18 protein-coding genes are annotated in these 20,767 nt (G+C 76.1%); 10 read left to right on the top strand and 8 right to left on the bottom strand.

Annotated features, from left to right (window positions below; genetic code table 11):
• The first annotated feature begins 189 nt into the window (after positions 1 to 189).
• Positions 190 to 1,905, top strand: coding sequence for a WG repeat-containing protein (locus tag ACZ6ZI_RS33820; RefSeq protein ID WP_469527455.1), 1,716 nt, complete (start codon positions 190 to 192; stop codon positions 1,903 to 1,905).
• A gap of 116 nt (positions 1,906 to 2,021) precedes the next feature.
• On the opposite strand, the gene ACZ6ZI_RS33815 is transcribed toward ACZ6ZI_RS33820, so the two are convergent.
• Positions 2,022 to 2,558, bottom strand: coding sequence for an NUDIX hydrolase family protein (locus ACZ6ZI_RS33815; RefSeq protein WP_469527453.1), 537 nt, complete (start codon positions 2,556 to 2,558; stop codon positions 2,022 to 2,024).
• A gap of 136 nt (positions 2,559 to 2,694) precedes the next feature.
• On the opposite strand from ACZ6ZI_RS33815, the gene ACZ6ZI_RS33810 reads away from it, so the two are divergent.
• From ACZ6ZI_RS33810 to ACZ6ZI_RS33795, 4 genes are all read left to right on the top strand, one after another.
• Complete coding sequence (locus tag ACZ6ZI_RS33810; protein WP_469527450.1) at positions 2,695 to 3,072, top strand: hypothetical protein; 378 nt, start codon at positions 2,695 to 2,697, stop codon at positions 3,070 to 3,072.
• Positions 3,073 to 3,301: 229 nt separating this feature from the next.
• Positions 3,302 to 5,341 carry a calcium-binding protein gene (locus ACZ6ZI_RS33805; protein ID WP_469527447.1) on the top strand — a complete coding sequence of 680 codons (2,040 nt, stop codon included), beginning with the start codon at positions 3,302 to 3,304 and terminating at the stop codon, positions 5,339 to 5,341.
• A 281-nt stretch (positions 5,342 to 5,622) separates the two neighbouring features.
• On the top strand, positions 5,623 to 5,904 hold the full coding sequence (locus tag ACZ6ZI_RS33800) for a hypothetical protein (protein WP_363058496.1): 282 nt from the start codon (positions 5,623 to 5,625) through the stop codon (positions 5,902 to 5,904).
• Between the two features lie 92 nt (positions 5,905 to 5,996).
• Positions 5,997 to 7,457, top strand: coding sequence for an MFS transporter (locus tag ACZ6ZI_RS33795; RefSeq protein ID WP_469527444.1), 1,461 nt, complete (start codon positions 5,997 to 5,999; stop codon positions 7,455 to 7,457).
• 34 nt (positions 7,458 to 7,491) lie between these two features.
• On the opposite strand, the gene ACZ6ZI_RS33790 is transcribed toward ACZ6ZI_RS33795, so the two are convergent.
• Positions 7,492 to 7,896, bottom strand: coding sequence for a DUF3224 domain-containing protein (locus ACZ6ZI_RS33790; protein ID WP_469527442.1), 405 nt, complete (start codon positions 7,894 to 7,896; stop codon positions 7,492 to 7,494).
• 106 nt (positions 7,897 to 8,002) lie between these two features.
• On the opposite strand from ACZ6ZI_RS33790, the gene ACZ6ZI_RS33785 reads away from it, so the two are divergent.
• Positions 8,003 to 8,980 (top strand): helix-turn-helix transcriptional regulator, encoded by a 978-nt coding sequence (locus ACZ6ZI_RS33785; protein WP_469527440.1) that lies wholly within the window; start codon positions 8,003 to 8,005, stop codon positions 8,978 to 8,980.
• 102 nt (positions 8,981 to 9,082) lie between these two features.
• On the opposite strand, the gene ACZ6ZI_RS33780 is transcribed toward ACZ6ZI_RS33785, so the two are convergent.
• Positions 9,083 to 9,736 (bottom strand): sigma-70 family RNA polymerase sigma factor, encoded by a 654-nt coding sequence (locus tag ACZ6ZI_RS33780; protein WP_469527439.1) that lies wholly within the window; start codon positions 9,734 to 9,736, stop codon positions 9,083 to 9,085.
• Positions 9,737 to 9,894: 158 nt separating this feature from the next.
• Positions 9,895 to 10,791: a hypothetical protein gene (locus ACZ6ZI_RS33775; protein WP_469527437.1), complete on the bottom strand. Its 897-nt coding sequence runs from the start codon at positions 10,789 to 10,791 to the stop codon at positions 9,895 to 9,897.
• Positions 10,792 to 11,053: 262 nt separating this feature from the next.
• On the opposite strand from ACZ6ZI_RS33775, the gene ACZ6ZI_RS33770 reads away from it, so the two are divergent.
• Both ACZ6ZI_RS33770 and ACZ6ZI_RS33765 read left to right on the top strand, forming a co-directional pair.
• Positions 11,054 to 12,184, top strand: coding sequence for an MFS transporter (locus ACZ6ZI_RS33770; RefSeq protein ID WP_469527562.1), 1,131 nt, complete (start codon positions 11,054 to 11,056; stop codon positions 12,182 to 12,184).
• A complete protein-coding gene (locus ACZ6ZI_RS33765) occupies positions 12,181 to 13,257 on the top strand; it encodes a sugar ABC transporter permease (RefSeq protein ID WP_469527434.1) in 1,077 nt (358 codons plus the stop codon). Before ACZ6ZI_RS33770 ends, ACZ6ZI_RS33765 begins: the two co-directional genes overlap by 4 nt.
• 67 nt (positions 13,258 to 13,324) lie before the next feature.
• Here the strand turns inward: ACZ6ZI_RS33765 and ACZ6ZI_RS33760 are convergent, their stop codons facing one another.
• Complete coding sequence (locus ACZ6ZI_RS33760) at positions 13,325 to 14,533, bottom strand: acyl-CoA dehydrogenase family protein (protein WP_469527431.1); 1,209 nt, start codon at positions 14,531 to 14,533, stop codon at positions 13,325 to 13,327.
• A gap of 148 nt (positions 14,534 to 14,681) precedes the next feature.
• Between ACZ6ZI_RS33760 and ACZ6ZI_RS33755 the strand changes: the two genes are divergently transcribed.
• Both ACZ6ZI_RS33755 and ACZ6ZI_RS33750 read left to right on the top strand, forming a co-directional pair.
• Positions 14,682 to 16,577, top strand: a complete 1,896-nt coding sequence (locus ACZ6ZI_RS33755) for a CoA transferase (protein WP_469527430.1) — start codon at positions 14,682 to 14,684, stop codon at positions 16,575 to 16,577.
• The gene (locus ACZ6ZI_RS33750; protein ID WP_469527428.1) at positions 16,574 to 18,262 is read left to right on the top strand and encodes a class I adenylate-forming enzyme family protein; all 1,689 of its coding nucleotides are present in this window, start codon (positions 16,574 to 16,576) and stop codon (positions 18,260 to 18,262) included. The genes ACZ6ZI_RS33755 and ACZ6ZI_RS33750 overlap by 4 nt, the downstream gene beginning before the upstream one ends.
• Before the next feature lie 78 nt (positions 18,263 to 18,340).
• On the opposite strand, the gene ACZ6ZI_RS33745 is transcribed toward ACZ6ZI_RS33750, so the two are convergent.
• The 3 genes from ACZ6ZI_RS33745 to ACZ6ZI_RS33735 are packed head-to-tail and all read right to left on the bottom strand — an operon-like array spanning position 18,341 to position 20,609.
• On the bottom strand, positions 18,341 to 19,153 hold the full coding sequence (locus ACZ6ZI_RS33745; protein WP_469527425.1) for a metal ABC transporter solute-binding protein, Zn/Mn family: 813 nt from the start codon (positions 19,151 to 19,153) through the stop codon (positions 18,341 to 18,343).
• A complete protein-coding gene (locus ACZ6ZI_RS33740) occupies positions 19,111 to 19,977 on the bottom strand; it encodes a metal ABC transporter permease (RefSeq protein ID WP_469527423.1) in 867 nt (288 codons plus the stop codon). Before ACZ6ZI_RS33740 ends, ACZ6ZI_RS33745 begins: the two co-directional genes overlap by 43 nt.
• Complete coding sequence (locus ACZ6ZI_RS33735) at positions 19,974 to 20,609, bottom strand: ATP-binding cassette domain-containing protein (protein ID WP_469527420.1); 636 nt, start codon at positions 20,607 to 20,609, stop codon at positions 19,974 to 19,976. The genes ACZ6ZI_RS33740 and ACZ6ZI_RS33735 overlap by 4 nt, the downstream gene beginning before the upstream one ends.
• Between the last annotated feature and the right edge of the window lie 158 nt (positions 20,610 to 20,767).

Raw genomic sequence — 20,767 nt, 5'->3', positions numbered from 1 at the left:
AGTCTGCCCCCTCGCCGCCCGGCGCGGCACCGAATATCGCCCGCACCGGGGCGTACCCCGCCCGTGCCCCGCCGCACCCCACCCGCTGTCGGACCCCTCGCGCACAATGGGCCGCGTACCCCTCGGTCGGGGCCCGCGCCGCGCCGGCGGACGGGCACCCCGCCCACCCGCACGACCCCGGGAGCCCCCGTGACCCCGCCGCGCCCCGCGCCGCCCGCGCCGTACGCCGTCCCCGTGGACGGCCGCGACCCGTTCGGCAGGAGGTGGGCGCTCGTCGACGGATCGGGAGCGCTGATACGCCCGCCCGACCTCGGCCACGTCGGCCCCTTCCACCCGGACGGCCGGGGCGCATTCGTCGCCCCCGCCGCCGACCTGACGGGGCGGTGGGGCCACCTCGACGCCTCGGGCCGCCCGCTCGCCGCGTTCGACCTCGACTGGGCCGGCCCGTTCGACGGGGAGGGCCTCTCCCGGTTCCTGACGGCGGGCCTGTGGGGGTACGCCGACACCGCGGGCGCCCACGTCGTCCCGGCCCGGTTCACCGACGCGCAACCCTTCCACCACGGGCTGGCCGTCGTCACCACCGAGGAGGGCGCGGGCTACGTCGATCCGACGGGCCGCCTCGTCATCGCCCCCGGCTTCCGGGCCGCCGGCCCCTTCGGCCCCCTCGGCACGGCGGGCGTACGCCTCGCCGACAGCGGCCGCTGCGGCTACGTCGACCGCGAGGGGAACCTCGTCGTCGAGGCCCGGTTCGACGGGGCGCGCCCCTACGGCGCCGGCGGCGCGGCCCCCGTGCGGATCGACGAGCTGTGGGGGCTGGTGGACGTCCGCGGCGAGTGGATCGTCGAGCCGTCCTTCCGGATGCTGGAGCCGTTCGACGAGAACGGCCTCGCGTACGTCATCGGCGGCCGGATCGGCGCCTCGTTCTCCGGCTTCGTCGACAGCCGGGGCGAGTTGGTCATCCGGTCCGCCGACGAGATGGACCGGTACCTGGGTTGCGGCCTGCTCAAGGTGGGCGACGGCTACACCCGCGGCTACGTCGACGCCACCGGGGCGGAGGCGATCGAGCGGCGCTACAGCTGGACCGAGGCCTTCTCCCGCGGCGGCGCGGCCGTCGCCCGCGACGACGCGTCGCAGCGCTGGGGAGTGCTGCGCACGGACGGCTCGTTCACGCCCTGCGACCATCGTGAGCCGCTGACCGACGACGACGCCTGGGTCGTCGGCTTCGACGAGGTCCACGGGCTCGCGCCGTTCGTCACCGACGACGGGGCCGTCGTCCACGTGGACCGGGACGGCCGCGACGTGTGCCGCGTGGTGCCCGGCGAGGCGGGCGCCGCCGTGTCGCTGCGCGACGCGGCGGGCCGGACCACGTGGGAGGGCGCGGCCGGGCCGGACACCTTCCCGCGCGCCTGGCCCTACCTCGCCCCCGACGCCGACCTGTACGTGGACCACGGCCCGTCCTGGCGGGGGGACACCGTCGCCGTCGCCGGGGAACTCCTGGCACGGCCGGAACGCTCCTTCCGACCCCGTTCCCTCATCTTCGACCGCACCGAGGACCCCTACGACATCGAGGCCCTCGACGAGGACGAGCGGGACGACGTGCGGCAGGGCGCGATGCACCGCGTCGCGAGCGCCTTCCTCCGGGCGGAGGTCCTGGCGGAGTACCCCTGGCTCCAGGACCGGGCGGAGGCCTGCTTCGAGGAGGTGTTCGAGACCCTCACGGCCCGCCTCACCGACCGGTACGGGCCCGCCCTGCCGCCGACCGAGGCCGAGTACCTCCGCTGCGGAGACGGGGAACGGTCCTCGACCTGGCGCGTCGGCGAGCGACTGTTGGTCCTCCAGGAGTACGTCCTCGTCGGCGACGGCGACGTGGAGCTCCAGATCTGGTTGGCCGCGACGCGCTCCTGACCGACGACCGACGGCCGACGGCCGCCCGATCGCCCCGGCCCCGGATCCCGTGGCGGGACCCGGGGCCGGGGACGAGGGCGGGGGTCGGGGCGGCCGGTGCCGGATCGGACGAGGCGTCAGTAAATGTGTCCCACGTGCGCCAGCGCCTGCTTCAGCAGGACCCCGTGCCCGCCCGGCATCTCGCTGTGCACGGCGGGGGAGGCCGCCTCCTGCGGGCTGAACCACACCAGGTCGAGGGCGTCCTGACGGGGACGGCAGTCACCGCTCACCGGCACGATGTAGGCGAGGGACACGGCGTGTTGGCGCGGGTCGTGGTACGAGGTGACGCCCGCGGTGGGGAAGTACTCGGCGACGGTGAAGGGCTGGAGCGCGGCCGGCACCCGGGGCAGCGCCACCGGGCCGAGGTCCTTCTCCAGGTGACGCAACAGCGCGTCGCGGACCCGCTCGTGGTACAGGACCCGGCCGGACACCAGGGTCCGGTTGACCGTTCCGTCCGGGCCGATGCGCAGCAGCAGCCCGATGCTGGTGACTTCGCCGCTGTCGTCGACGCGTACGGGCACGGCCTCCACGTACAGGATCGGCATCCGGGCCCGGGCGGTTTCGAGCTCGTCGTCGGTGAGCCAGCCGGGTGAGGTCTCGGTCGTGTCAGACATTGCTTGAGCATACTTACCTGGTGGGGCGCCCCGCAGGATTCGGGGGACGGTTCGCGGGCGGGACTTCGTGCGGTGGGTCGCCCGGAGCGGTCTTCCGCGCGTGCGCGGGCGGATTTCGAGAAGCGGAGGCGCGGCGATGTGGGCGGTACCGGTCCGGGGCGTACGCGTGTTGTCGCCGCAGAGCCGCGGCAACTGCGCGCCGACGTACGGGCGGGTGGAGCTCGACTTCGAGCCGGCCGGCGAAGGCGAGCCCGCGTCGGTGGAGTTCGACGCGGCCGTGTGGCGGCCGGAGTACGACGAGGGCTACGAGAGGGCCCTGACGCGGGGGGTGCTCGCCGGGCTGGGCGCCGCCCGCGCGCGGGCGGTCGTACGGCTGGTGGCCTGGCACCGGACGGACTCCTCGGACCCGGTGTTCGAGCACCTCGGCTCCCTCGCGGTACGCCACGCGACGGGCTGCGCGGAGCGCGGAACGGACCCGGAGCCGTTGATCGACCGCGGCGTGCGGATCTACTGACGCCCCGCGCAGGCGACCGATCCGCCCCGCGCAGGCGCCCCGTCCGCCCCGCGCCGGCGACGCCCCCGCGCGGCCGGTGGCCCGCGCGTCGGCGCGCGCTCCTCCGCCGGGGTGGTTCCCGTGCGCCCGGCGGGCCCCGTACGGCACGGCTCCGGGAACGGCGCCGGGCGACGGTACGAAGCTGTGCGCTGCCCCCCCGTACCCCGCCCAGCCGGAGGTTCGTACGCCCATGACCCACGCACACACCGGACCCGCCGAGCGGCGCCGCAGGCCGGGCCGCACGGCCGGGGCGCTGACCGCGCTCGGCCTGACGCTGGCGCTCGCCCTGCCCGGCACCGCCTCGGCCGCCCCCGGGGACCTGGACCCGACCTTCGACACCGACGGCCGGGTGACCACGCCGTTCGGCGCCTACGCGGAGGGCCACGACATCGCACGGCAGGCCGACGGCAAGCTGGTCGTCGTGGGCCTGGGCGAGGCCGGTTTCGCCCTCGCCCGCTACACGCCGGGCGGCGCCCTCGACCCCGGCTTCTCCGGGGACGGCAAGGCGAGCGACGACTTCGGCGGCGGCAGCCACACGGCCAACGCGGTCGCGATCCAGCCGTCGGACGGGAAGATCGTCGTCGTGGGCACCACCGAGGTGATCGCGGAGGAGGGCGGTGGCTGCTGCTTCTTCTCCGTGGCCCGCTACCTGCCCGACGGCACCCTCGACACGGGCTTCGGCGACGGCGGCCTGGTGCGGGTCCAGGAGTTCGGCGGCTCCGCCGACGGCGCGGACGTGGCCGTCCAGCCCGACGGCAGGATCGTCGCCGCGGGCAAGGGCCCCGGCGGAGGCTTCGCGCTGGTCCGGCTCGAAGCCGACGGGGACCTCGACCCGAGCCTCGGCGGTGACGGCGCGGTGGTCGCGGGGTTCACGCCCACCTCGCCCCAGGACGCCGGTGGCATCGCCCGGGGCCTCGCCCTCCAACCGGACGGGAAGATCGTCGCGGTCGGCCACGTCGGCAACACCGCCTTCGACATCGGCGTCGCCCGCTACCTGCCCGACGGCACCCTCGACACCGGCTTCAGCGGCGACGGCACGGTGACCGCGAACTTCGGCGGCACCGAGTTCGGCAACGCCGTGGCCGTCCAGCCCGACGGCCGGATCCTCGCCGCGGGCTCCGGCGGCGCCGGGCTCGCCCTCCTGCGCTACAACGCCGACGGCGGCCCCGACGCCTCCTTCGGCACCGGCGGCCGCACCACCGTCAACTTCCCCGGCGACGGCGGAACCGCCAACGCCATGGCACTCCAGTCGAACGGCAAGATCGTCCTGGCCGGTCGCGCGGACGACCCGAACGGCTCCGAGGCCAACGACTTCGGCCTGGCCCGCTTCCACGCCGACGGCACCCTGGACACCGGCTTCGGCGGCGACGGCTTCGTGATCACCGGCTTCGGGGACTTCGACGAGGCCCGAGGGGTCCTCGTACAGCCGGACGGCAGGATCGTCGCGGCGGGCTACGGGGCCGGCTTCTCCTTCGCCCTGGCCCGCTACGAGGGCGGCGACGGCACCCCGCCGCCCACGCCGACCGCGGACCTGGCCGTGACGAAGACGGGCACGACCACCGTGAGCATCGGTGACCGGGCCACCTACACGGTGACGGTCTCCAACTCCGCCGCCTCCACCGCCGGCGCGACCGGCGTCACGCTGACGGACACCCTCGCCGGAGCCGGGGCGACCGTGGTCTCGGCGGTGCCCTCGCAGGGCACCTGCACGACCACCGCCACGACGGCCGGCTGCGCCCTGGGCTCCCTGGCCCCGGGCGCGAGCGCCACCGTCACCGTGACGGCCGAGCCGCGGGCCGTCGGTACGATCACCGACACCGCCGAGGCGGGCGCCGCCCAGCAGGACCCGGGGACCTCGAACAACAGGGCCACGGCGAGCACTTCGGTGAACAACTCCCGCGGCTGCACCCTCATCGGCACCAGCGGCGCGGACACGCTGAACGGCGGCTTCTCCCACGACGTGATCTGCGGCCTCGGCGGCAACGACACCGTCAACGCGAGCTACGGCAACGACACCGTCCACGGCGGCTTCGGCAACGACAACCTCGACGGCGGCTTCGGAGACGACACCCTGAACGGCGGCCCGGGCAACGACACCCTGACCGGCTCCTACGGCAACGACCGACTCACCACCACCGACGCCGTCCCCGGCAACGACACCGCGAACGGCGGATCCGGCACCGACACCTGCACCACCGACCCCGGCGACGTCCGCGTCAGCTGCCCCTGACCGGCCCCGCCCCGCCCGTGCCCCCGCCCCCGTCCGTCGGTGCGGGGGCACGACGCGTCCGGCTCCGGTACGGCGTCCGTCCGGGTGAAGGGCCCAGCGGGTGCGCGGGGCTGGGGGCTGCTCTAGCGTCGACGGTAGGAGGGGAAGACCTGCCGAGCCGGTCCGGGGCGGGGCCCCGGGCCCGACGACCGCGCGCCGGCCGCCCGCGCTCGGCGCCGTTCCCACGCGGGTCCGGCCCCCGGGCCGCCCCGCGCCACGACCCCGGAGAGCAGGTGCGTCCCATGCGCACGTCGACCCGTACGTCGACCCGTATCGCAGGTGTCCTCACCGGCCTGACGCTCGCCGTCGGCGGCCTCGCCTTCACGGCCCCCGCCGCGCAGGCGGACGTCTCGGCCTGCATCAACCAGGTCGAGCGCGAACTCATGGGCGGCGAGGTGCCCGTCTCGATCCGCACGGCCTGCACCACGGGGTCGGGCGGCGAACACGAGCAGTGCGTGTCCGGTCTCACCGCGGGCGGCGTCACCAACGGCACCGCCGTGACGGCCTGCCGACTGGCGCCGTAACGCCTCCCGTCCGGCCGGCGGGCCGGGCCCTCGTCCGCCCGCCGGCCGGACGGCTCCGTTTGCGGCCCGGGGGGTCGGGCATGCGCGACCGCATGGCTGATCTGTCGGAGCGGGAGACGGGGACCCTCACCACGAAGGTCCCGGCACGGCTGGACCGGCTGCCCTGGTCGCGGTGGCACTGGATGATCGTGATCGGGCTGGGCACCGTCTGGATCCTGGACGGCCTGGAAGTCACCATCGTCGGAAACATCGCGGGGCGGCTCTCCGAGGAGGGCAGCGGGCTCGACATCACCGACGCCCAGGTGACCGGCCTCGCGGCGGCCCTCTACGTGGCCGGGGCCTGCGCCGGAGCCCTGTTCTTCGGCCGGCTGACCGACCTCTACGGCCGCAAGAAGCTGTTCCTCGTCACCCTCGGCGTGTACCTGGCGGCGACCGCGCTGACCGCCGTCTCCTTCTCGTCCTGGTGGTTCTTCCTCTTCCGCTTCCTGACCGGCTTCGGCATCGGCGGCGAGTACGCGGCCATCAACTCGGCGATCGACGAACTCATCCCGAGCAGGTACCGGGGACGCGTCGACCTCATCATCAACGGCAGCTTCTGGTTGGGGGCGGTCGCCGGGGCCCTGCTGTCGGTCCTGGCCCTCGACACCGACCTCTTCCCGCAGTGGCTCGGCTGGCGACTGACGTTCGCCCTCGGGGTGGTCCTGGGCCTGGTGATCCTCCTGGTGCGCCGCAACGTGCCCGAGAGCCCCCGCTGGATGTTCATCCACGGCCGGTCGCGGGAGGCCGAGCGGCTCGTCACCGACGTCGAACGGCGGGTGGAGGAGGAGAAGGGCGTACGGCTGGTGGAGCCCGAGGAGTCCATCACCGTCACCCGGCGCGGCGCCGTCGGCTTCGGCCTGATCGCGAAGACCGTCTTCCGCTCCTACCCCCGCCGCGCCGTCCTCGGCCTCTCGCTCTTCATCGGGCAGGCCTTCCTCTACAACGCCATCACCTTCGGCTTCGGCAGCATCCTCATCCGGTTCTTCGACGTCCCCAGCGGGGCCACCGGCTACTACTTCGCCGTCATCGCCTTCGGGAACCTGCTCGGCCCCCTCCTGCTCGGCCGGCTGTTCGACACCCTGGGTCGCCGTCCCATGATCGCCGGTACGTACGTGGTGTCCGGGCTGCTGCTGTTCGCCACCGCCTGGCTCTTCGACGCCGGCGTGCTGAACGCCGTCACCATGACCGCCTGTTGGTGCGTGGTCCTGTTCTTCGCCTCCGCCGGGGCGAGCTCCGCCTACCTGACGGTCAGCGAGATCTTCCCGATGGAGACCCGGGCCATGGCGATCGCCTTCTTCTACGCCGTCGGCACGGCGGCCGGCGGCATCTCCGGCCCGCTGATCTTCGCCGAACTCACCTCCAGCGGGGTCGTCGGCGACACCGTGCTCGCCTTCTGCGTCGGCGCCGCGCTGATGGTCGCCGCCGGCATCGTCGCCTTCTTCTACGCGGTGGCCGCCGAGGGCCGCTCCCTGGAACAGATCGCGACCCCGCTGTCGGCCACCCCGCCCCGCTGAGGGGCCGCCCGCGAGGGGCGGCCCGCTCGCCGCGTCAGTCCAGGTCGTAGGTGAAGGAGTAGGCGACCGTCGGTTCGCCGTGCCGGGCGGTGAAGCCGCCGCTTCCGCGCAGCCCGGTCAGTTCGCCGCTGCCCGACCCCGGGACGACCTCGAAGGCGCAGCGCGTGCCGTCCGCGTCGAAGGAGCCCCGCTCCTCGACCGCGAAGGAGCCCGCCCGACCGTCGAGGGTGCCGGTCAGCACCTCCATGCCCGAGAAGGTCCCGGCCAGGTCGGTGACGTAGGCGATCGTGTACGCGCAGGTGGTGTCGGCGGCCTCGATCCCGCCGGTGAAGGTGTTCGCGACGCGGGCGTGCGCGAGCCTCGGGATCGCGGCGCCCGGGCTGAGCGCCGTCTCCTTCCAGTCGGTGAAGGTGAAGTGGCCGTCGGTCTCTACGGGCATGGGCGCGTGTCCTGTCGGATGGGCCGCGCGGTCTGCTCCGCGCGGGACGGGACCAGCCTGTCCGCCGTACCTGACACCTTCTGTCAGGTACGGGGACAATGGCGCCATGCGCGCCGACCGGCTCCTCCGCCTGCTCCTGCTGCTCCAGAACCGCGGCCGGATGACCGCCCCCGAACTCGCCGCCGAGCTGGAGGTCTCCGTCCGCACCGTCTACCGGGACGTCGAGGCGCTCGGCGCCTCCGGCGTCCCCGTGGTGGCCGACCGCGGACCGGCCGGCGGCTACCGCCTGATGGAGGGGTACCGGACGCGACTGACCGGCCTGACGGACGCGGAGGCCGGCTCGCTCTTCCTGGTCGGGGCGCCGGGGCCGGCGCGGGACCTGGGACTCGGCGCGGTGGCGGCGACCGCCCGCCTGAAGCTGCGGGCCGCGCTCCCCGCCCCACTGGCGGAGCGGGCGGTCAGCGTCCAGGACCGCTTCCACCTGGACACGCCGGCCTGGTTCCGGGAGGCGGACCCCGTCCCCCACCTGGAGGCCGTCGCCCGGGCCGTGTGGGAACAGCGCGTGCTGCGCGCCCACTACCGGCGGTGGAGGGGCGAGGTGCACCGGGAACTGCATCCCCTGGGCCTCGTCCTCAAAGCGGGCATCTGGTACGTGGTGGCGCGGGCGGAGGGGACCGTACGGACCTACCGGGTCTCGCGGTTCCTCGCGGTGGACGTGCCGGGAGCGACCTTCGAGCGGCCCGCCGGCTTCGACCTGGCCGGCTACTGGGAGGAGTCCTCCCGGCGCATGGAGGCCGCGACGCGGCAGGGCACCGCCCGGCTGCGGATCTCGCCCCGCGCGCGAAAACTCCTCCCCATGCGCTTCGGCGCGGCGGGCACCCGGGCCGTCGAGGGCGCGGGCCCGCCGGACGGGGACGGCTGGGTGCGGGTCGAACTGGCCGTGGAGGCGGAGTCCGTGGCGGTCGGTGACCTGCTCGCGCTCGGCGCCGAGGCCGAGGTGCTCGACCCTCCCGCACTGCGCGAGGCCCTCGCCCGGACGGTGACCCTCCTCGCGGAGCGCTACGGGAGGCCGGACGCCCCGTGAGGCGCGCGACGAGTCCAACGGTGAGGTGGAGGGTGAGGGTCGGGGCGGGAGGGGCGGGGGAGGTGTGCGCCCCCGCCCCGCTCCGCCGGACGCGACGGACCGTCAGGCGGCCACGCCGGCGCGGTGGTTTCCGTCGGCGGAGCGCCGCTCGCTCTCGGCGTCCGCGATCAGCTCCATGAGCGAGGTGCGGGCCCGGGCCACGCGGGAGCGGATGGTGCCGATCGGGCAGCCGAGGGCGGTCGCGGCCTCGGCGTAGGGCAGGCCCAGGACCTGGGTGAGGACGAAGACGTCCCGGCGCTCGGCCGGGATCGTCGCCAGCAGGTCGGCCAGCGCGATGCCGTCCTCGAAGCCCGGCAGGTCACGCGGCTGGGTCTGCTCGGCGGCGGTCTGCCAGTCGTCCCGGTCGGAGATCCGGGGCCGCGCGGCCTTGTGGCGGAGGCTGTCGATCACGGTGCGCCGGGCGATCGAGAGCAGCCAGGTACGGGCCGAGGAGCGGCCCTCGAAGCGGTGCAGGCTCCCCAGGGCGCGCAGGAACGTCTCCTGCGTGAGGTCGTCGGCGGACTGCGGGTCGGCGCTGAGGTAGGCGACGTAGCGCCGGACGTCGCGGTGCAGGGCGCGCACGAAGCGGTCCACCGCGTCGGGATCGCCGTCGCGGGCGGCGAGCGCCAACAGGGTGGTCGACTCGTCGGGGCCGTCGGTGTGGCGTGGGGGTGCCGTCTCGGTGACGGTCGGACGGGGAAGCAGGGCAGGGGTCATCGCCTGATGTCCTTCTGGGAATCCGGGATCCGGGATCCGGCGCCGCGCACGCGGTGTGGGCGTGGCGTGCGGCCGGTGGGCGGTACGGCCTGCCGGACGGCATGGCCGATGACCGAGGCGCGGGGGCGGTGTGCCGGTGCGCGTCGGTGAGCCGGCTGTCAGATGACAGCGGTCCCGGGGGGCGGACCCCGTGAGGTGATGGCGTGGACGATCAGCAGCCCGCGCATCGGGCGGCGCCGACGGTCGCGGCGGGCGCGCAGGCGCGGGCGGTCGGGGGGCGCCGGGAGGCGGAAGAGCGGGCGCAGCGGTACGAGGAGCAGCCCCGCGAGGGCGCGCAGGATGCGGAAGGCGCCCTGTTCCCCGTAGGCGAGCCAGAGCCCGCACAGGAGGGCGGCGAGCAGGTGCGCGGCCAGCATGCCGGTGGGCGACATGGCGCCCATGTCGTGGCCGGCGGGCATCGGCACGGACGCGAGCGTGGACGTCGACGCGGTCGCGGACGCGGCCAGGTCCGCGCCCGCGCCGCCGTCCGGCATCGCGTGGACGGCGTGCGAGGCGTGCGAGGCGTGCGAGGCGTGCGAGGCGTGCGAGGCGTGCGCGGAGGAGGCGGAGGCCGCGACGTGGTGCGCGTGGCCGGCGGTGGGCGGCGGCGGATGGAGCGCGCCCCCGAGTCCGGCCCCGGCCACGGCGCGTACGGCCTCGGAAGGCGGCGGCGCGGCGGCGTCCGCCGGGCCGCACAGCAGGTACCGGGCCCACCGGCGGGCCAAGGAGCCGCCGCCCGCCGCCGTGGCGGAGCGGCCGGCGACCGCCTGCGCCAGGGAGAACCCCGTGTGCAGGGCCGCCTGGACGGCGACCGTGGCGGAGGTGACGGCGAAGAGGCCGCGCTCGCGGTCCGCGAGGGCCCAGGCGAGCGCCCCGGTGGCCGCGACGGCCGGCGCGACGGCCCACCAGGGGACCGCCTGGCCCGACATCAGGACGTGGCCCAGGGACGCGAGCAGCACGCAGGTGGCCGCGAACATGGCGGCCCTGAGCGCGCGGCAACATCGACCGGGAGTCATGGCGGGCTCATGGTCGCATCCTCCCGGTGGTGCTCCCAGAGGGGCGTCGGAAATTGGCGTCACCTGACAAAACCACTTGTGGCGTACGCCACAACAGCCCCCGGGAACCTGCTCGTTGGCCGCTCCGACTCCTGTCCTGGACCCGAATGACGGCAACGCGGCGAGCGCGGGGAACGGAGTGGCGGTGGGGGAACGGACGTCCTCGGCGAAGGCCGCCGGGGCAGGGGCGGACGGCCGGCTGACGGCCCTGCTCACCAGCGCCATGGCCTTCTCGATGGTGCAGCTGTTCCTGCTCGGCGCGCTCGGCCCGAGGCTGGTGGACGAGCTGGGCGTTCCGGTGACGGTGCTCGGGCTGACGACGACGATCGGTTTCGGATCGGCCGCCGTCCTGTCGCCGTTCGGCGGGCGGTTGGTGGACCGGATCGGGCCCCGGCGCTCGCTCGTCGCCCTGCTGTCGGTGTCCGCGCTCGCGCTCGCCCTGATCGGCGCCGCGCCCGGTCCGGGGTTCCTCCTCGCCGCCGTCGCGCTGGGCGGCCTGCCGCAGGCCCTGGCCAACCCGGCGACCAACAAGGCGATCCTCGCGGCCGTGGCGCCCGCCCGGCGCGGGGCGGTCACCGGGATGAAGCAGTCGGGAGTCCAGTGGGGGGCGTTCGCGGCGGGCCTGCCCCTGGCCGCCCTCGCGGGAGCCGTCGGCTGGCGCGGGGCGGTGTGGACGGCCTCCGCCGCCGCCCTGCTCGCCGCGGTGTGGGCCCGGGGCGCCCTGCCCGCCGACCCGCCGGCGCCCCCTGCGCCGCCGCGCCCCTTGCCGCCGGCGCGCGGCGCCGTCGCCCGACTGGCGGTCTTCTCCGTCTTCCTGGGCTGCGGCATCGCCTCGATCAACACGTACGTGGCGCTCTTCGGCGCCCGCGAGCTCGGCATGGGACCCGGCGCGGCCGCCGCCCTGGTGGCCGTCCTGGGCGTCGCGGGCATCGCCGGGCGGATCGGGTGGTCCAAGGCGGCCCGCCCGGGCCGCGCCGAGTGGCTGCCGGGAGGGCTCGCCGCCGGCGCGGTCGTGGCCGCCGTCCTGCTGGCCGCCGCGCCGCACCTGAGGCCGCTCGTCTGGGTGGCCGCCGTGGCGGTCGGGGTGTTCGCCGTCTCGGCCAACGCCGTCTCGATGGTGCTGGTGATGCAGCGGGCGGCCCCCGGCCGGGCCGGGCAGGACTCGGCGCTCGTGGCCGCCGGATTCTTCACCGGCTTCGCCGTCGGACCACCGCTGTTCGGACTCCTGGCGCAGGGCGACCGGTACGCGGCGGGCTGGCTGCTGGTGGCCGCCGAGTTCGCCGCGGCCTGCGCCGTGGCCACCACCTGGGCGGCCCGCGAACGGCGCCGCCCGGCCGCGGGAGCCCCCGCGTGAGCGCCGCGACCGGCGCGCTCGCCGCGGACCGTGCCCGGGGCGCCCTCGGCGAGCTCCTCGACCGGGTCGCCGTCACCCGCGCCGAGGTCGGCGACCGCTTCCCGCTGTACGCCGACCCGCGGACCGGCCGTTGGGTGACCACCGGCCGCGGTTCCTGGACCGGCGGCTTCTGGGCCGGGCTGCTGTGGCTGCGGGCCCGCCGCACCGGACACCCCGACGACCGCGCGGCAGCCGCCGCGTGCACGGCCCGGCTGGCCGGCTGGGTGGAGGCCGACACCTCCACGCGCGGCCTGATCCTCTGGTACGCGACGGCCCTGGCCGCCCCGGACGCCGCGGCGCGGGAGCTGCGCACCCGCGCCGCCCGGGCCGTGCTGTCCGCGCTGGACCCCCGACTGGGGCTCGTCCCCTGGGGGTCGGCCCTCGGCGGCCCCCGGCTGCTGGCCCGGGTGGACGGGGTGCCCGGCACGGTGCCGCTGCTCGCCGCCGCCGGACCGCGGGGCGCCGAGGCGGCGGCCTCGCACCTCCACCGACACCTCGACCTGTGCCTGCGCGAGGACGGCGCCCTCGTCCCCGCCCGGCTCTTCACGGACGGCGCGGGATGGCGACCGTACGAGGACCCGCCGGCCGGCTGGAGCCGCGGCCGGGCCTGGCTGCTGCTCGCGGCGGCCGACGCCCTGCACCGCCCCGCCGTCCCCCGCGGGACCCCGGACGGCCTGTACGGGGCGGCCGAACTGTTGGCCGCGCCGTGGACGTACCCCCGCGCGCCCCTGGTCCCCCCGGCCGACGAGACGAGGCCCGACGGCCCGCGGGACACCTCCGCCGCCGCGATCACGGCGCTCGCCCTGCTGAAACTCGCCCGCGTACCGGGCCCCCGGGCCCCGGAGCACGCGCGGCGCGCGGCCGAGATCCTGGAGCGCCTGGTGGGCGCGCACCTGAGCCGGGGCCGGCTGCTGGACGGCTGCTACGACGCGCGGAAGGGCGTCGCCGTACGGCACGAGTCGGTGTGGGGCGACTTCTTCCTGGCCCTCGCGCTGGCCGGGCTGACGGGCCTGGTGGACGTCCGCGAGGTGTGACGCCCGGCCCCGCGCCGGCCCGTCCCGCGCCCGTCCGTCCCGCGCCCGTCCGCCCCGCACCGCGCCGTCAGCCGCTCACCCGCTCGCCGTTCGCACGGGCGTGCAGGACCCGGCGCGCCACCGAGGTCACGTGCAGTTCGTCCGGGCCGTCGAGGATGCGGGCCGCCCGACCCGTGCGCAACAGCGCCGGCAAGGCGGTGTCGGGGCCGAGTCCCGCCGCGCCGTGGACCTGGATGGCCGCGTCCGCGACCTGCTGGAGCATGCGCGCCGCGGCGACCTTGGCGAGCCCCACCTCGACGCGCGCGTCGAGCCCGGCCGCGACCCGGTCCGCCGCCTCGTGGACCAGCGGCCGGGTCGTGCGCAGGGCGAGCAGGGCCTCGAAGACGTGCTGCTGCACCAGCTGGTGGCCGGCGAGCGGACCGCCCGACCCCGTACGGCAGTTGGCGCGCTCGCACATGAGGTCGAAGGCGCGCTGCGCCTGCCCGAGCCAGCGCAGGCAACGCAGGGTGCGGCCCCACCGCAGCCGCTCGCCCGCGACGGCCAGAGCCCCGCCGCGCGCGCCGACGAGATGGTCGGCGGGCACGGTGACCCGGTCGAACTCGATCTCCCACTGGCCCGAGGCCCCGAACAGGGGCAGTTCGCGTACGACGCGGAAGCCCGGCGCGTCGGTGGGGACCAGCAGGAGCGAGAGCCCGGTGCGCTCGCCCGGCTCCCCGTCCGTGCGGGCGAGCACGGTGACCAGGTCGGCCCCGTCGGCGCCCGAGGTGAACCACTTGCGGCCGGTGACGGTCCAGTCGCCGCCCGGTCTCCGCTCGGCGCGGGTCGCGGTGAGGAAGGGATCGGTGCCCGGGGTGTCGGGCTCGGTCATCGCGTAGCAGGCGCGCAGCTCCCCGGAGACCAACCGGCGGGCGTACAGCGAGCGGACCCGTTCGCCGCCGTGGTCGCACAGCATCGTGACGTCCAGCAGGGGCGCGGAGCCCAGCGCCGCCGGACCGTGGTCGCTGGCGCCCTCGGCCTCGGCGAGCCGGACGTACCGCGCGAGGGGGAGCCCCTGGCCGCCCAGTTCCACGGGCAGCGGCAGCGCCCACAGGCCGGCCCTCCGCGCCTGCTCCTGCACCGCGCGCAGGGCGGCGGTCGCGGCGGGGCCCCCGGCGTCGAGCACGGGCTCCAGGGGCACGACCCGGCTCCGCACGAACGCGGCGACGCGATCCGTCAACCCCTCGTCCTCCAGGGCCGGTTCGTGCCACCCGCGGCCCGATTCCGCTCGGTCGTCCACCACTTTCCTCCAGTCCGTCGGGAACCCGTGGGAACGACTGTCCGACTGTCTCCCCGAGGAACTGGTCGGGGCCGAACCCGACCTGGTTCCCGCGTCGCGCACATCCGCGGCGCGGGCCACCGCCACGCGCCAGGAGAAGAGGAGGGGCATGGCGTCACCAGCCATCACCCAGACCGTCCGACCGCTCGAAGGGCTACGGCTCTCCGCCTCGGGTCCCCCCGAGCTGACCGACCTGGCCGCCGCCCACCTGCGGCTCCTCGGCGCGGACCCGAGGACGGACCGGAGGGCGGGCCCCAGGACGGACCGGAGGACGGGCCCGAGGACGGAGCCGACCCGCGCGGACGACCGCACGGCGCGCCTCGCCCTGTCGGGCGCCGACCACACCGACGTGCGGGCGTCGTTGGACTGGGCCGCGGATCCGGCGAGCGGCCTGCTCGACGAGGCCACCGTCCAGGCCGCCACCGGCATCGCCGCCGTCCACGGACGCCGGGACGGCGCCCCGCACGGCCTCGCCCTCGACTACGCCGCCACCGCGGCGGGCGTCCTCACCGCTCAGGGTCTGCTCGCCGCCCTGGTCGGCCGGGCCCGGGGCGCCTCCACCGGCCGGCCGAGCCGGGTGGCGACGAGCGTCGACCGCGCGGGCCTGCTGGCGGTGTCCCAGTACCTGGCCGCGGCCGGCGCCGACGAGCCCGAGGCCACCGAACTCGCCCCCGGCGGGCCCCCGTTCACCACCGCCGACGGCACCCACTTCGAGCTGGAGACCCTGGACCCCGGGGCCTGGGCGGCGTTCTGGCGGGCCCTGGAGACCCCCGCCGACGCCGTCCGATCCGGCTGGCGCCCCTTCCAGTTCCGCTACGCCACCGCCTGCGCGCCCCTGCCCGAGGCCCTGCACACCACCGCCCGCGCCCACACCTGGCGGCGGGTACGGGAGGCCGCCGCGCTCTCCGGCGCCGAGGTCTGCCGCCTGTGGACCCTGGCCGAGCGCGCCGCCGAGCACGACGGCGCGGCGCCCTGGGACCTGGCCGCGTACGGCGCCGGACACCGCACCGCGCGGACCTCGTCCACCAGGTCCACCACGCCCGTCACGTCCACCACGCCCGTCACGTCCACCACGCCCACCGTCGAACGCCCGCTGGCCGGGCTGACCGTCCTGGAGGCCGGCCGCCGCATCCAGGCACCCCTGGCCGCGCACCTGCTGGGACTGCTGGGCGCCGACGTCGTGCGGATCGAGCCCCCCGGTGGGGATCCGCTGCGCGCGATGCCCCCCGCCTGCTCGGGCACCTCCGCCCGCTGGCTCGCGCTCAACCGGGGCAAGCGGGCCGTCGAGGTCGACATCAAGTCCCCCGCCGACCGGCGCCGCCTCCTCGACCTGGCCGCCGGAGCCGACGTGTTCCTGCACAACTGGGCCCCCGGCAAGGCCGCCGAACTGGGCCTCGACCACGAGGACCTGGCCGGCGCGAACCCCTCCCTCGTCTACGCCTACACCGGCGGCTGGGGCACCGGCCGCATCGACGACGCGCCGATGGGCACCGACTTCATGGTGCAGGCCCGCACCGGCGTCGGCGAGGCCGCCCGCCCGCGGGGCACCACACCCGCGCCCTCCCTCATGACCCTCCTCGACGTCATGGGCGGGCTCGTCGGCGCCGAGGCCGTCCTGGCCGGACTGCTGGCGCGCGAGCGCACCGGAGGGGGCGTACGCGTGGACTCCTCCCTGCTGGGCGCCTCCGACGTCCTCCTCGGGCCCGCGCTTCACCGGGCGCGCCGCGGCGAGGACCCCCGCCGGCCGGCGGGCTTCCGGCGGCCCCTGCGCACCGCCGACGGCTCGATCGCCCCCACCGACGCGTGCGCGGCGGCCGCCGCCGCGTACGACCTGACGGCCCTGTCCACCCCCGAGGCGCTCGCCCTGCTGCGCGCGCACGGCCTCGCCGCGACCCCGGTCACCACCGACCTGTCCGACCTGCCGCACGACCCGCGCTTCACCGGCTCGATCGGCCGCGACGCGCACGGGGCCCCCGCCGTTCCCGACCCCTGGAGCTTCACGTGACCGTCGCCCTGCACGACCTGCTGCCCGCCGATCTGCGCCGCTCGTGGGTGGCCGACGGCACCTGCCCCGACCTCGACCTCTACAGCCTCTTCCGGGCCCGCCAGATCGCCGACCTGCACGCCACCGCCGTCATCGACGCCAAGGGCGCGCTCTGCTACACGGCGCTGGACCGCAAGGTCCGATGTCTGGCCACCGGCCTGCGCGGCCTCGGCATAGGCCCCGGTGACGTGGTCGGCGTCCAACTGCCCAACGGACGCGAGGCCGTGATCGCCGACCTGGCCCTCGCCGCACTCGGCGCGGTGGCCCTGCCGTTCCCGGTCGGCCGGGGCGGCGGGGAGGCGCGGGGGCTGCTGCGGCGGGCCGAGGCCGTCGCCGTCATCGCCTCCGTCGAACACCGCGGCCACCACCACGCCGCCGACCTGCTGGCCCTCGCCCCGACCCTGCCGACCCTGCGCCACGTGATCGCCGCCGGCCGCGCCGGCAGCGCGCCCGAAGGGACCGTCGCCCTCCACGCGTTGCTGCGCACCGACGCCTCCGCCTTCGTCCCCGCCCGCCCCGACCCCGACGGCGCCGCCCGCATCCTGGTGTCCTCCGGCTCGGAGGCGGAGCCGAAGATGGTCGCGTACTCGCACAACGCCCTCGCCGGCGGGCGCGGCAACTTCCTCGCCTCGCTGATGCCCGACCGGACGCCCCCGCGGTGCCTGTTCCTCGTACCGCTCGCGTCCGCGTTCGGTTCCAACGGCACGGCCGTCACCCTCGCCCGGCACGGCGGAACCCTCGTCCTGCTCGACCACTTCACCCCCGAGGCCGCCCTCGAGGCCGTCCGCGCGCACGAGCCCACGCACGTCCTGGGCGTCCCCACGATGGTGCGCATGATGCTCGAACGGCTCGACGCGGACGGCGGCTCCCTCCCGTCACCCACCGCCCTGGTCCTCGGCGGGTCCGCCCTCGACGAGACGACGGCGGAACACGCGGGCCGGGCCTTCGGCTGCCCCGTCGTGAACCTCTACGGGTCCGCCGACGGCGTCAACTGCCACACGGGGCTGGGCCACGAGGTCCCGGAGGCGGACGGGACCGGGGTCGTCGCCGGCCGACCCGATCCGCGCGTCGCCGACATCCGGATCACCGACCCGGGGACGCGCGAGAGGCTGCCGGACGGGGAGATCGGCGAGATCGTCGCACGGGGCCCCATGACCCCCATGTGCTACGTCGCCGCCCCGGACCTGGACGCCCGCTACCGCACCCCCGACGGCTGGGTCCGCACGGGAGACCTCGGCCTGATCGACAAGGACGGCGTCCTGCACGTCGTCGGCCGGCTCAAGGACATCGTGATCCGGGGCGGGGCCAACATCAGCCCCGCCGAGGTCGAACGGGAACTCGCCTCGCACCCGCGGGTCCGCGACGTGGTGTGCGTCGGCGTACCGGACGAGCTGATGGGCGAACGCCTCGCGGCCTGCGTGGTGCCGCGCGGCCCCGAGGCCCCCACGCTGGAGTCGCTGGGCGAGCACCTCACCCACCGGGGGCTCGATCGGCGCAAACACCCCGAAGGGCTGCTGGTGTTGACGCAGCTCCCGCTGACCCCGGCGGGCAAGCCCGACCGCGCGGCCCTGCGCGCCCGGCTGGCCCCGACCGCACCGCCCGCCCCGGCGGCCGGGGACAGACCGCCGCTCGCCCACGCGGGCTGACGGATCGGACCGTCGACGCGCGGAGGGTGGGAGGGCGCTTCCGGCGCCCTTCCCACCCTCCGCGCGCGGCGCCGTGCGTCAGGAGCCGGCCAGCGCCTTCTTCACCTCGGCCGCCGCGGCGCGGTAGACCGGCAGCAGGTCCAGGTCCTCGCCCGGGTAGTTGACGATCTTCACCTGCCGGGCGCCCGCATCCGGCAGGACGGTCCCCGTCGACATGTGGGCGTTGTCCAGGACCAGGGCCGGCTTCTTGGCGGAGAGCTCGGCGAGCCGCGCCGGGGTGACGGCCTCGGGCCCGTACGTACCCACGGTGGTGGCGCCGGCCAGCTTCGCCGACCAGGTGGTGAACACCTGGGCGACCGCCGTGGGGCTCTTGCCCCCGGGCCAGGCCCCCCGCACGCCCTCGGCGAGCGCCGCGTACTCGGCGTCGAAGGCGGCCGACCACTTCGCGGCCGCCGCCTGGGTGCCGAACAGCGCGCCCAGGCGGGCCACTTCCGCCTTGACCTTGTCGGCGTCGTTGTCGAGGTCGACCTCGACCAGCTTCGCCTTCGAGCCGGCCGCCTCCTTGATCTTCGCCGCGTACGGCTCGAACGGCGCGTACAGCACGAAGTCGGCCTTGCCGACGGCGGCGAGGTCGGACGGCTTGGGGTCGTAGTCCGGGGCGTGGTGCACGGACTGCGGGACGATGACCTTCACGTCCTCGGCGCCGGCGGCCTTCGCGAAGGCGCCCTCCCAGGTCGTGGTGACCACCACGACCGGCTTCCCGGCCCGGCCGGAAGCGCCGTCCTTCGAGGGGGTCGACGCGGTGTCGCCGCCGCTCCCGCAGCCGGTGACGAGCGCCAGTGCCGCGCTCAGTGCGAGGAGGGAAGCGAATCGGACGCGGGTGCGCGCCATGTGCGGATGCTCCGTTCGGGGATGAGATGGACCGCGAGGACGACCGCCCCCGCGGTGAGGACGAGGACCGGGCCGGGAGGCCAGTCCAGCCGCAGGGCGACGAGGAACCCGATCAGGTTCACCGCCACCCCGATGCCGACCGCCCAGAGGGTGATCGACCGCAGCGAGGTGCCCAGCCGGCGCGCCGCGAGGGCCGGCAGCAGGGTGAGGGCGTCGACCAGCAACGCCCCGGTGAGCTTGATCGCCCCGGCCACCGCCACCGCGACCAGCACGAGCAGGGCCGTGGTCAACAGCCGGACCGGTACGCCGCAGCACAGGGCCAGCTCCCGGTCGTACAGCAGCAGCGCCACGTCGCGGCGCCGCCACAGGAAGAGGGCGGGTACGAGGACGGCGAGGGCCCCGAGCACCACCAGATCGGCGGTGCCGACGGACAGGATCGAACCCCACAACAGGGCGAACGCGCCCGAGGCGTTCACCCCGGAGACGGCCAGCACGAGCAGGGCGGCGGCGATGGCCAGGCTCATCAGCAGCCCCATCGCCCCCGACAGGCCGTCCGGCGTGCGCGCGAGCGGCGCCACCCCCGCGCCGGCCAGGGCGCAGGCCACCAGCGCGCACAGCATCGGGTCGAGGCCGGTCAGCAGGCCGACGGCGATGCCGAGCAGGGCGACGTGCATCATCGCGAAGCGCACCGGCATGATGTCGAGGCCCACGATGATCACCCCGATCACCGGCAGGCCGATCGCCGCCAACAACAGCGCGACGCCCGCCCGTTGCACCGGCAGCAGTCGCAACAGTTCGCCGAGGTCGGCGCCCGCGAGGATCACCGGACCTCCCGCAGGCGGCCCGCGGCCATCTCCAGCACCCGGTCGCAGCGCCCCGCGAGCGCCCGGTCGTGCGTGACGACGACGAGCGTGACCGGCAGCGTGACCAGGACCCCGGCGGCCTCCTCCTGCCCCTCGAAGTCGAGGGCGGCGGTCGGTTCGTCGGCCAGCAGCACCTCGGCACCGGCGGCCACCGCGCCCATGGCCCGGGCCAGGTACACGCGTTGCAACTGGCCGCCCGAGAGGGTGTGCAACGGCCGTCCGAGCAGCGGTCCGACGCCGAGCCCGTGCGCGGCGTCGACGGCCTCCCGCGGGGCTCCGCTCGCCGCCAGCAACTCGGCGCCGAGCAGCGGGAACCGGCCGGTCGCGGGCTTCTGCGGGATCCAGGCACAGGCCCGTCGCCGCCAGGCCCACTCGGCGGCCGAACCCGTACCGCGACCGCCGACCAGGATGCTCCCGGACACCTGCCGGTGCAGTCCGAGGACGGCGCGCAACAGGGTGGTCTTGCCCGAGCCGTTGGTCCCGGTCAGCGCGACGCGCTCGCCCGCCCCGACCTCCAGGTCGACGTCGGCGACCGCCTCGACCCGACCGTGGCGGCAGACGACCCCCCGCATGCGTACGTCCAGCCCGCCCATCCCTCGCCCTCCCGCAGCGCCGCGCCCGTTCCACGCAGTTGGTCGCACGAGGACCGCCCCCGGTTCCCGCAAGTGCGGTTTCCCGCAGGAAGGGCCCTGCGGACCACCGCAGCCGGTCGGACGGCAAACCCCATACCGGCGCGGAGCGGTGGTTTCGA

The sequence above is a fragment of the Streptomyces sp. NPDC103540 genome, from assembly GCF_055584445.1.
Note: the sequence above shows the minus strand (reverse complement) of the source record. Positions and strands in the feature narration are given on the sequence as shown.

Excerpts from the sequence above, each read along its gene's own strand:
- ACZ6ZI_RS33780 (WP_469527439.1), bottom strand. The coding sequence starts at position 9,736 with ATGACCCCTGCCCTGCTTCCCCGTCCGACCGTCACCGAGACGGCACCC.
- ACZ6ZI_RS33800 (WP_363058496.1), top strand. The coding sequence starts at position 5,623 with ATGCGCACGTCGACCCGTACGTCGACCCGTATCGCAGGTGTCCTCACC.
- ACZ6ZI_RS33810 (WP_469527450.1), top strand. The coding sequence starts at position 2,695 with ATGTGGGCGGTACCGGTCCGGGGCGTACGCGTGTTGTCGCCGCAGAGC.
- ACZ6ZI_RS33805 (WP_469527447.1), top strand. The coding sequence starts at position 3,302 with ATGACCCACGCACACACCGGACCCGCCGAGCGGCGCCGCAGGCCGGGC.
- ACZ6ZI_RS33745 (WP_469527425.1), bottom strand. The coding sequence starts at position 19,153 with ATGGCGCGCACCCGCGTCCGATTCGCTTCCCTCCTCGCACTGAGCGCG.
- ACZ6ZI_RS33735 (WP_469527420.1), bottom strand. The coding sequence starts at position 20,609 with ATGGGCGGGCTGGACGTACGCATGCGGGGGGTCGTCTGCCGCCACGGT.
- ACZ6ZI_RS33775 (WP_469527437.1), bottom strand. The coding sequence starts at position 10,791 with ATGACTCCCGGTCGATGTTGCCGCGCGCTCAGGGCCGCCATGTTCGCG.
- ACZ6ZI_RS33770 (WP_469527562.1), top strand. The coding sequence starts at position 11,054 with ATGGCCTTCTCGATGGTGCAGCTGTTCCTGCTCGGCGCGCTCGGCCCG.
- ACZ6ZI_RS33755 (WP_469527430.1), top strand. The coding sequence starts at position 14,682 with ATGGCGTCACCAGCCATCACCCAGACCGTCCGACCGCTCGAAGGGCTA.
- ACZ6ZI_RS33815 (WP_469527453.1), bottom strand. The coding sequence starts at position 2,558 with ATGTCTGACACGACCGAGACCTCACCCGGCTGGCTCACCGACGACGAG.
- ACZ6ZI_RS33785 (WP_469527440.1), top strand. The coding sequence starts at position 8,003 with ATGCGCGCCGACCGGCTCCTCCGCCTGCTCCTGCTGCTCCAGAACCGC.
- ACZ6ZI_RS33790 (WP_469527442.1), bottom strand. The coding sequence starts at position 7,896 with ATGCCCGTAGAGACCGACGGCCACTTCACCTTCACCGACTGGAAGGAG.
- ACZ6ZI_RS33795 (WP_469527444.1), top strand. The coding sequence starts at position 5,997 with ATGGCTGATCTGTCGGAGCGGGAGACGGGGACCCTCACCACGAAGGTC.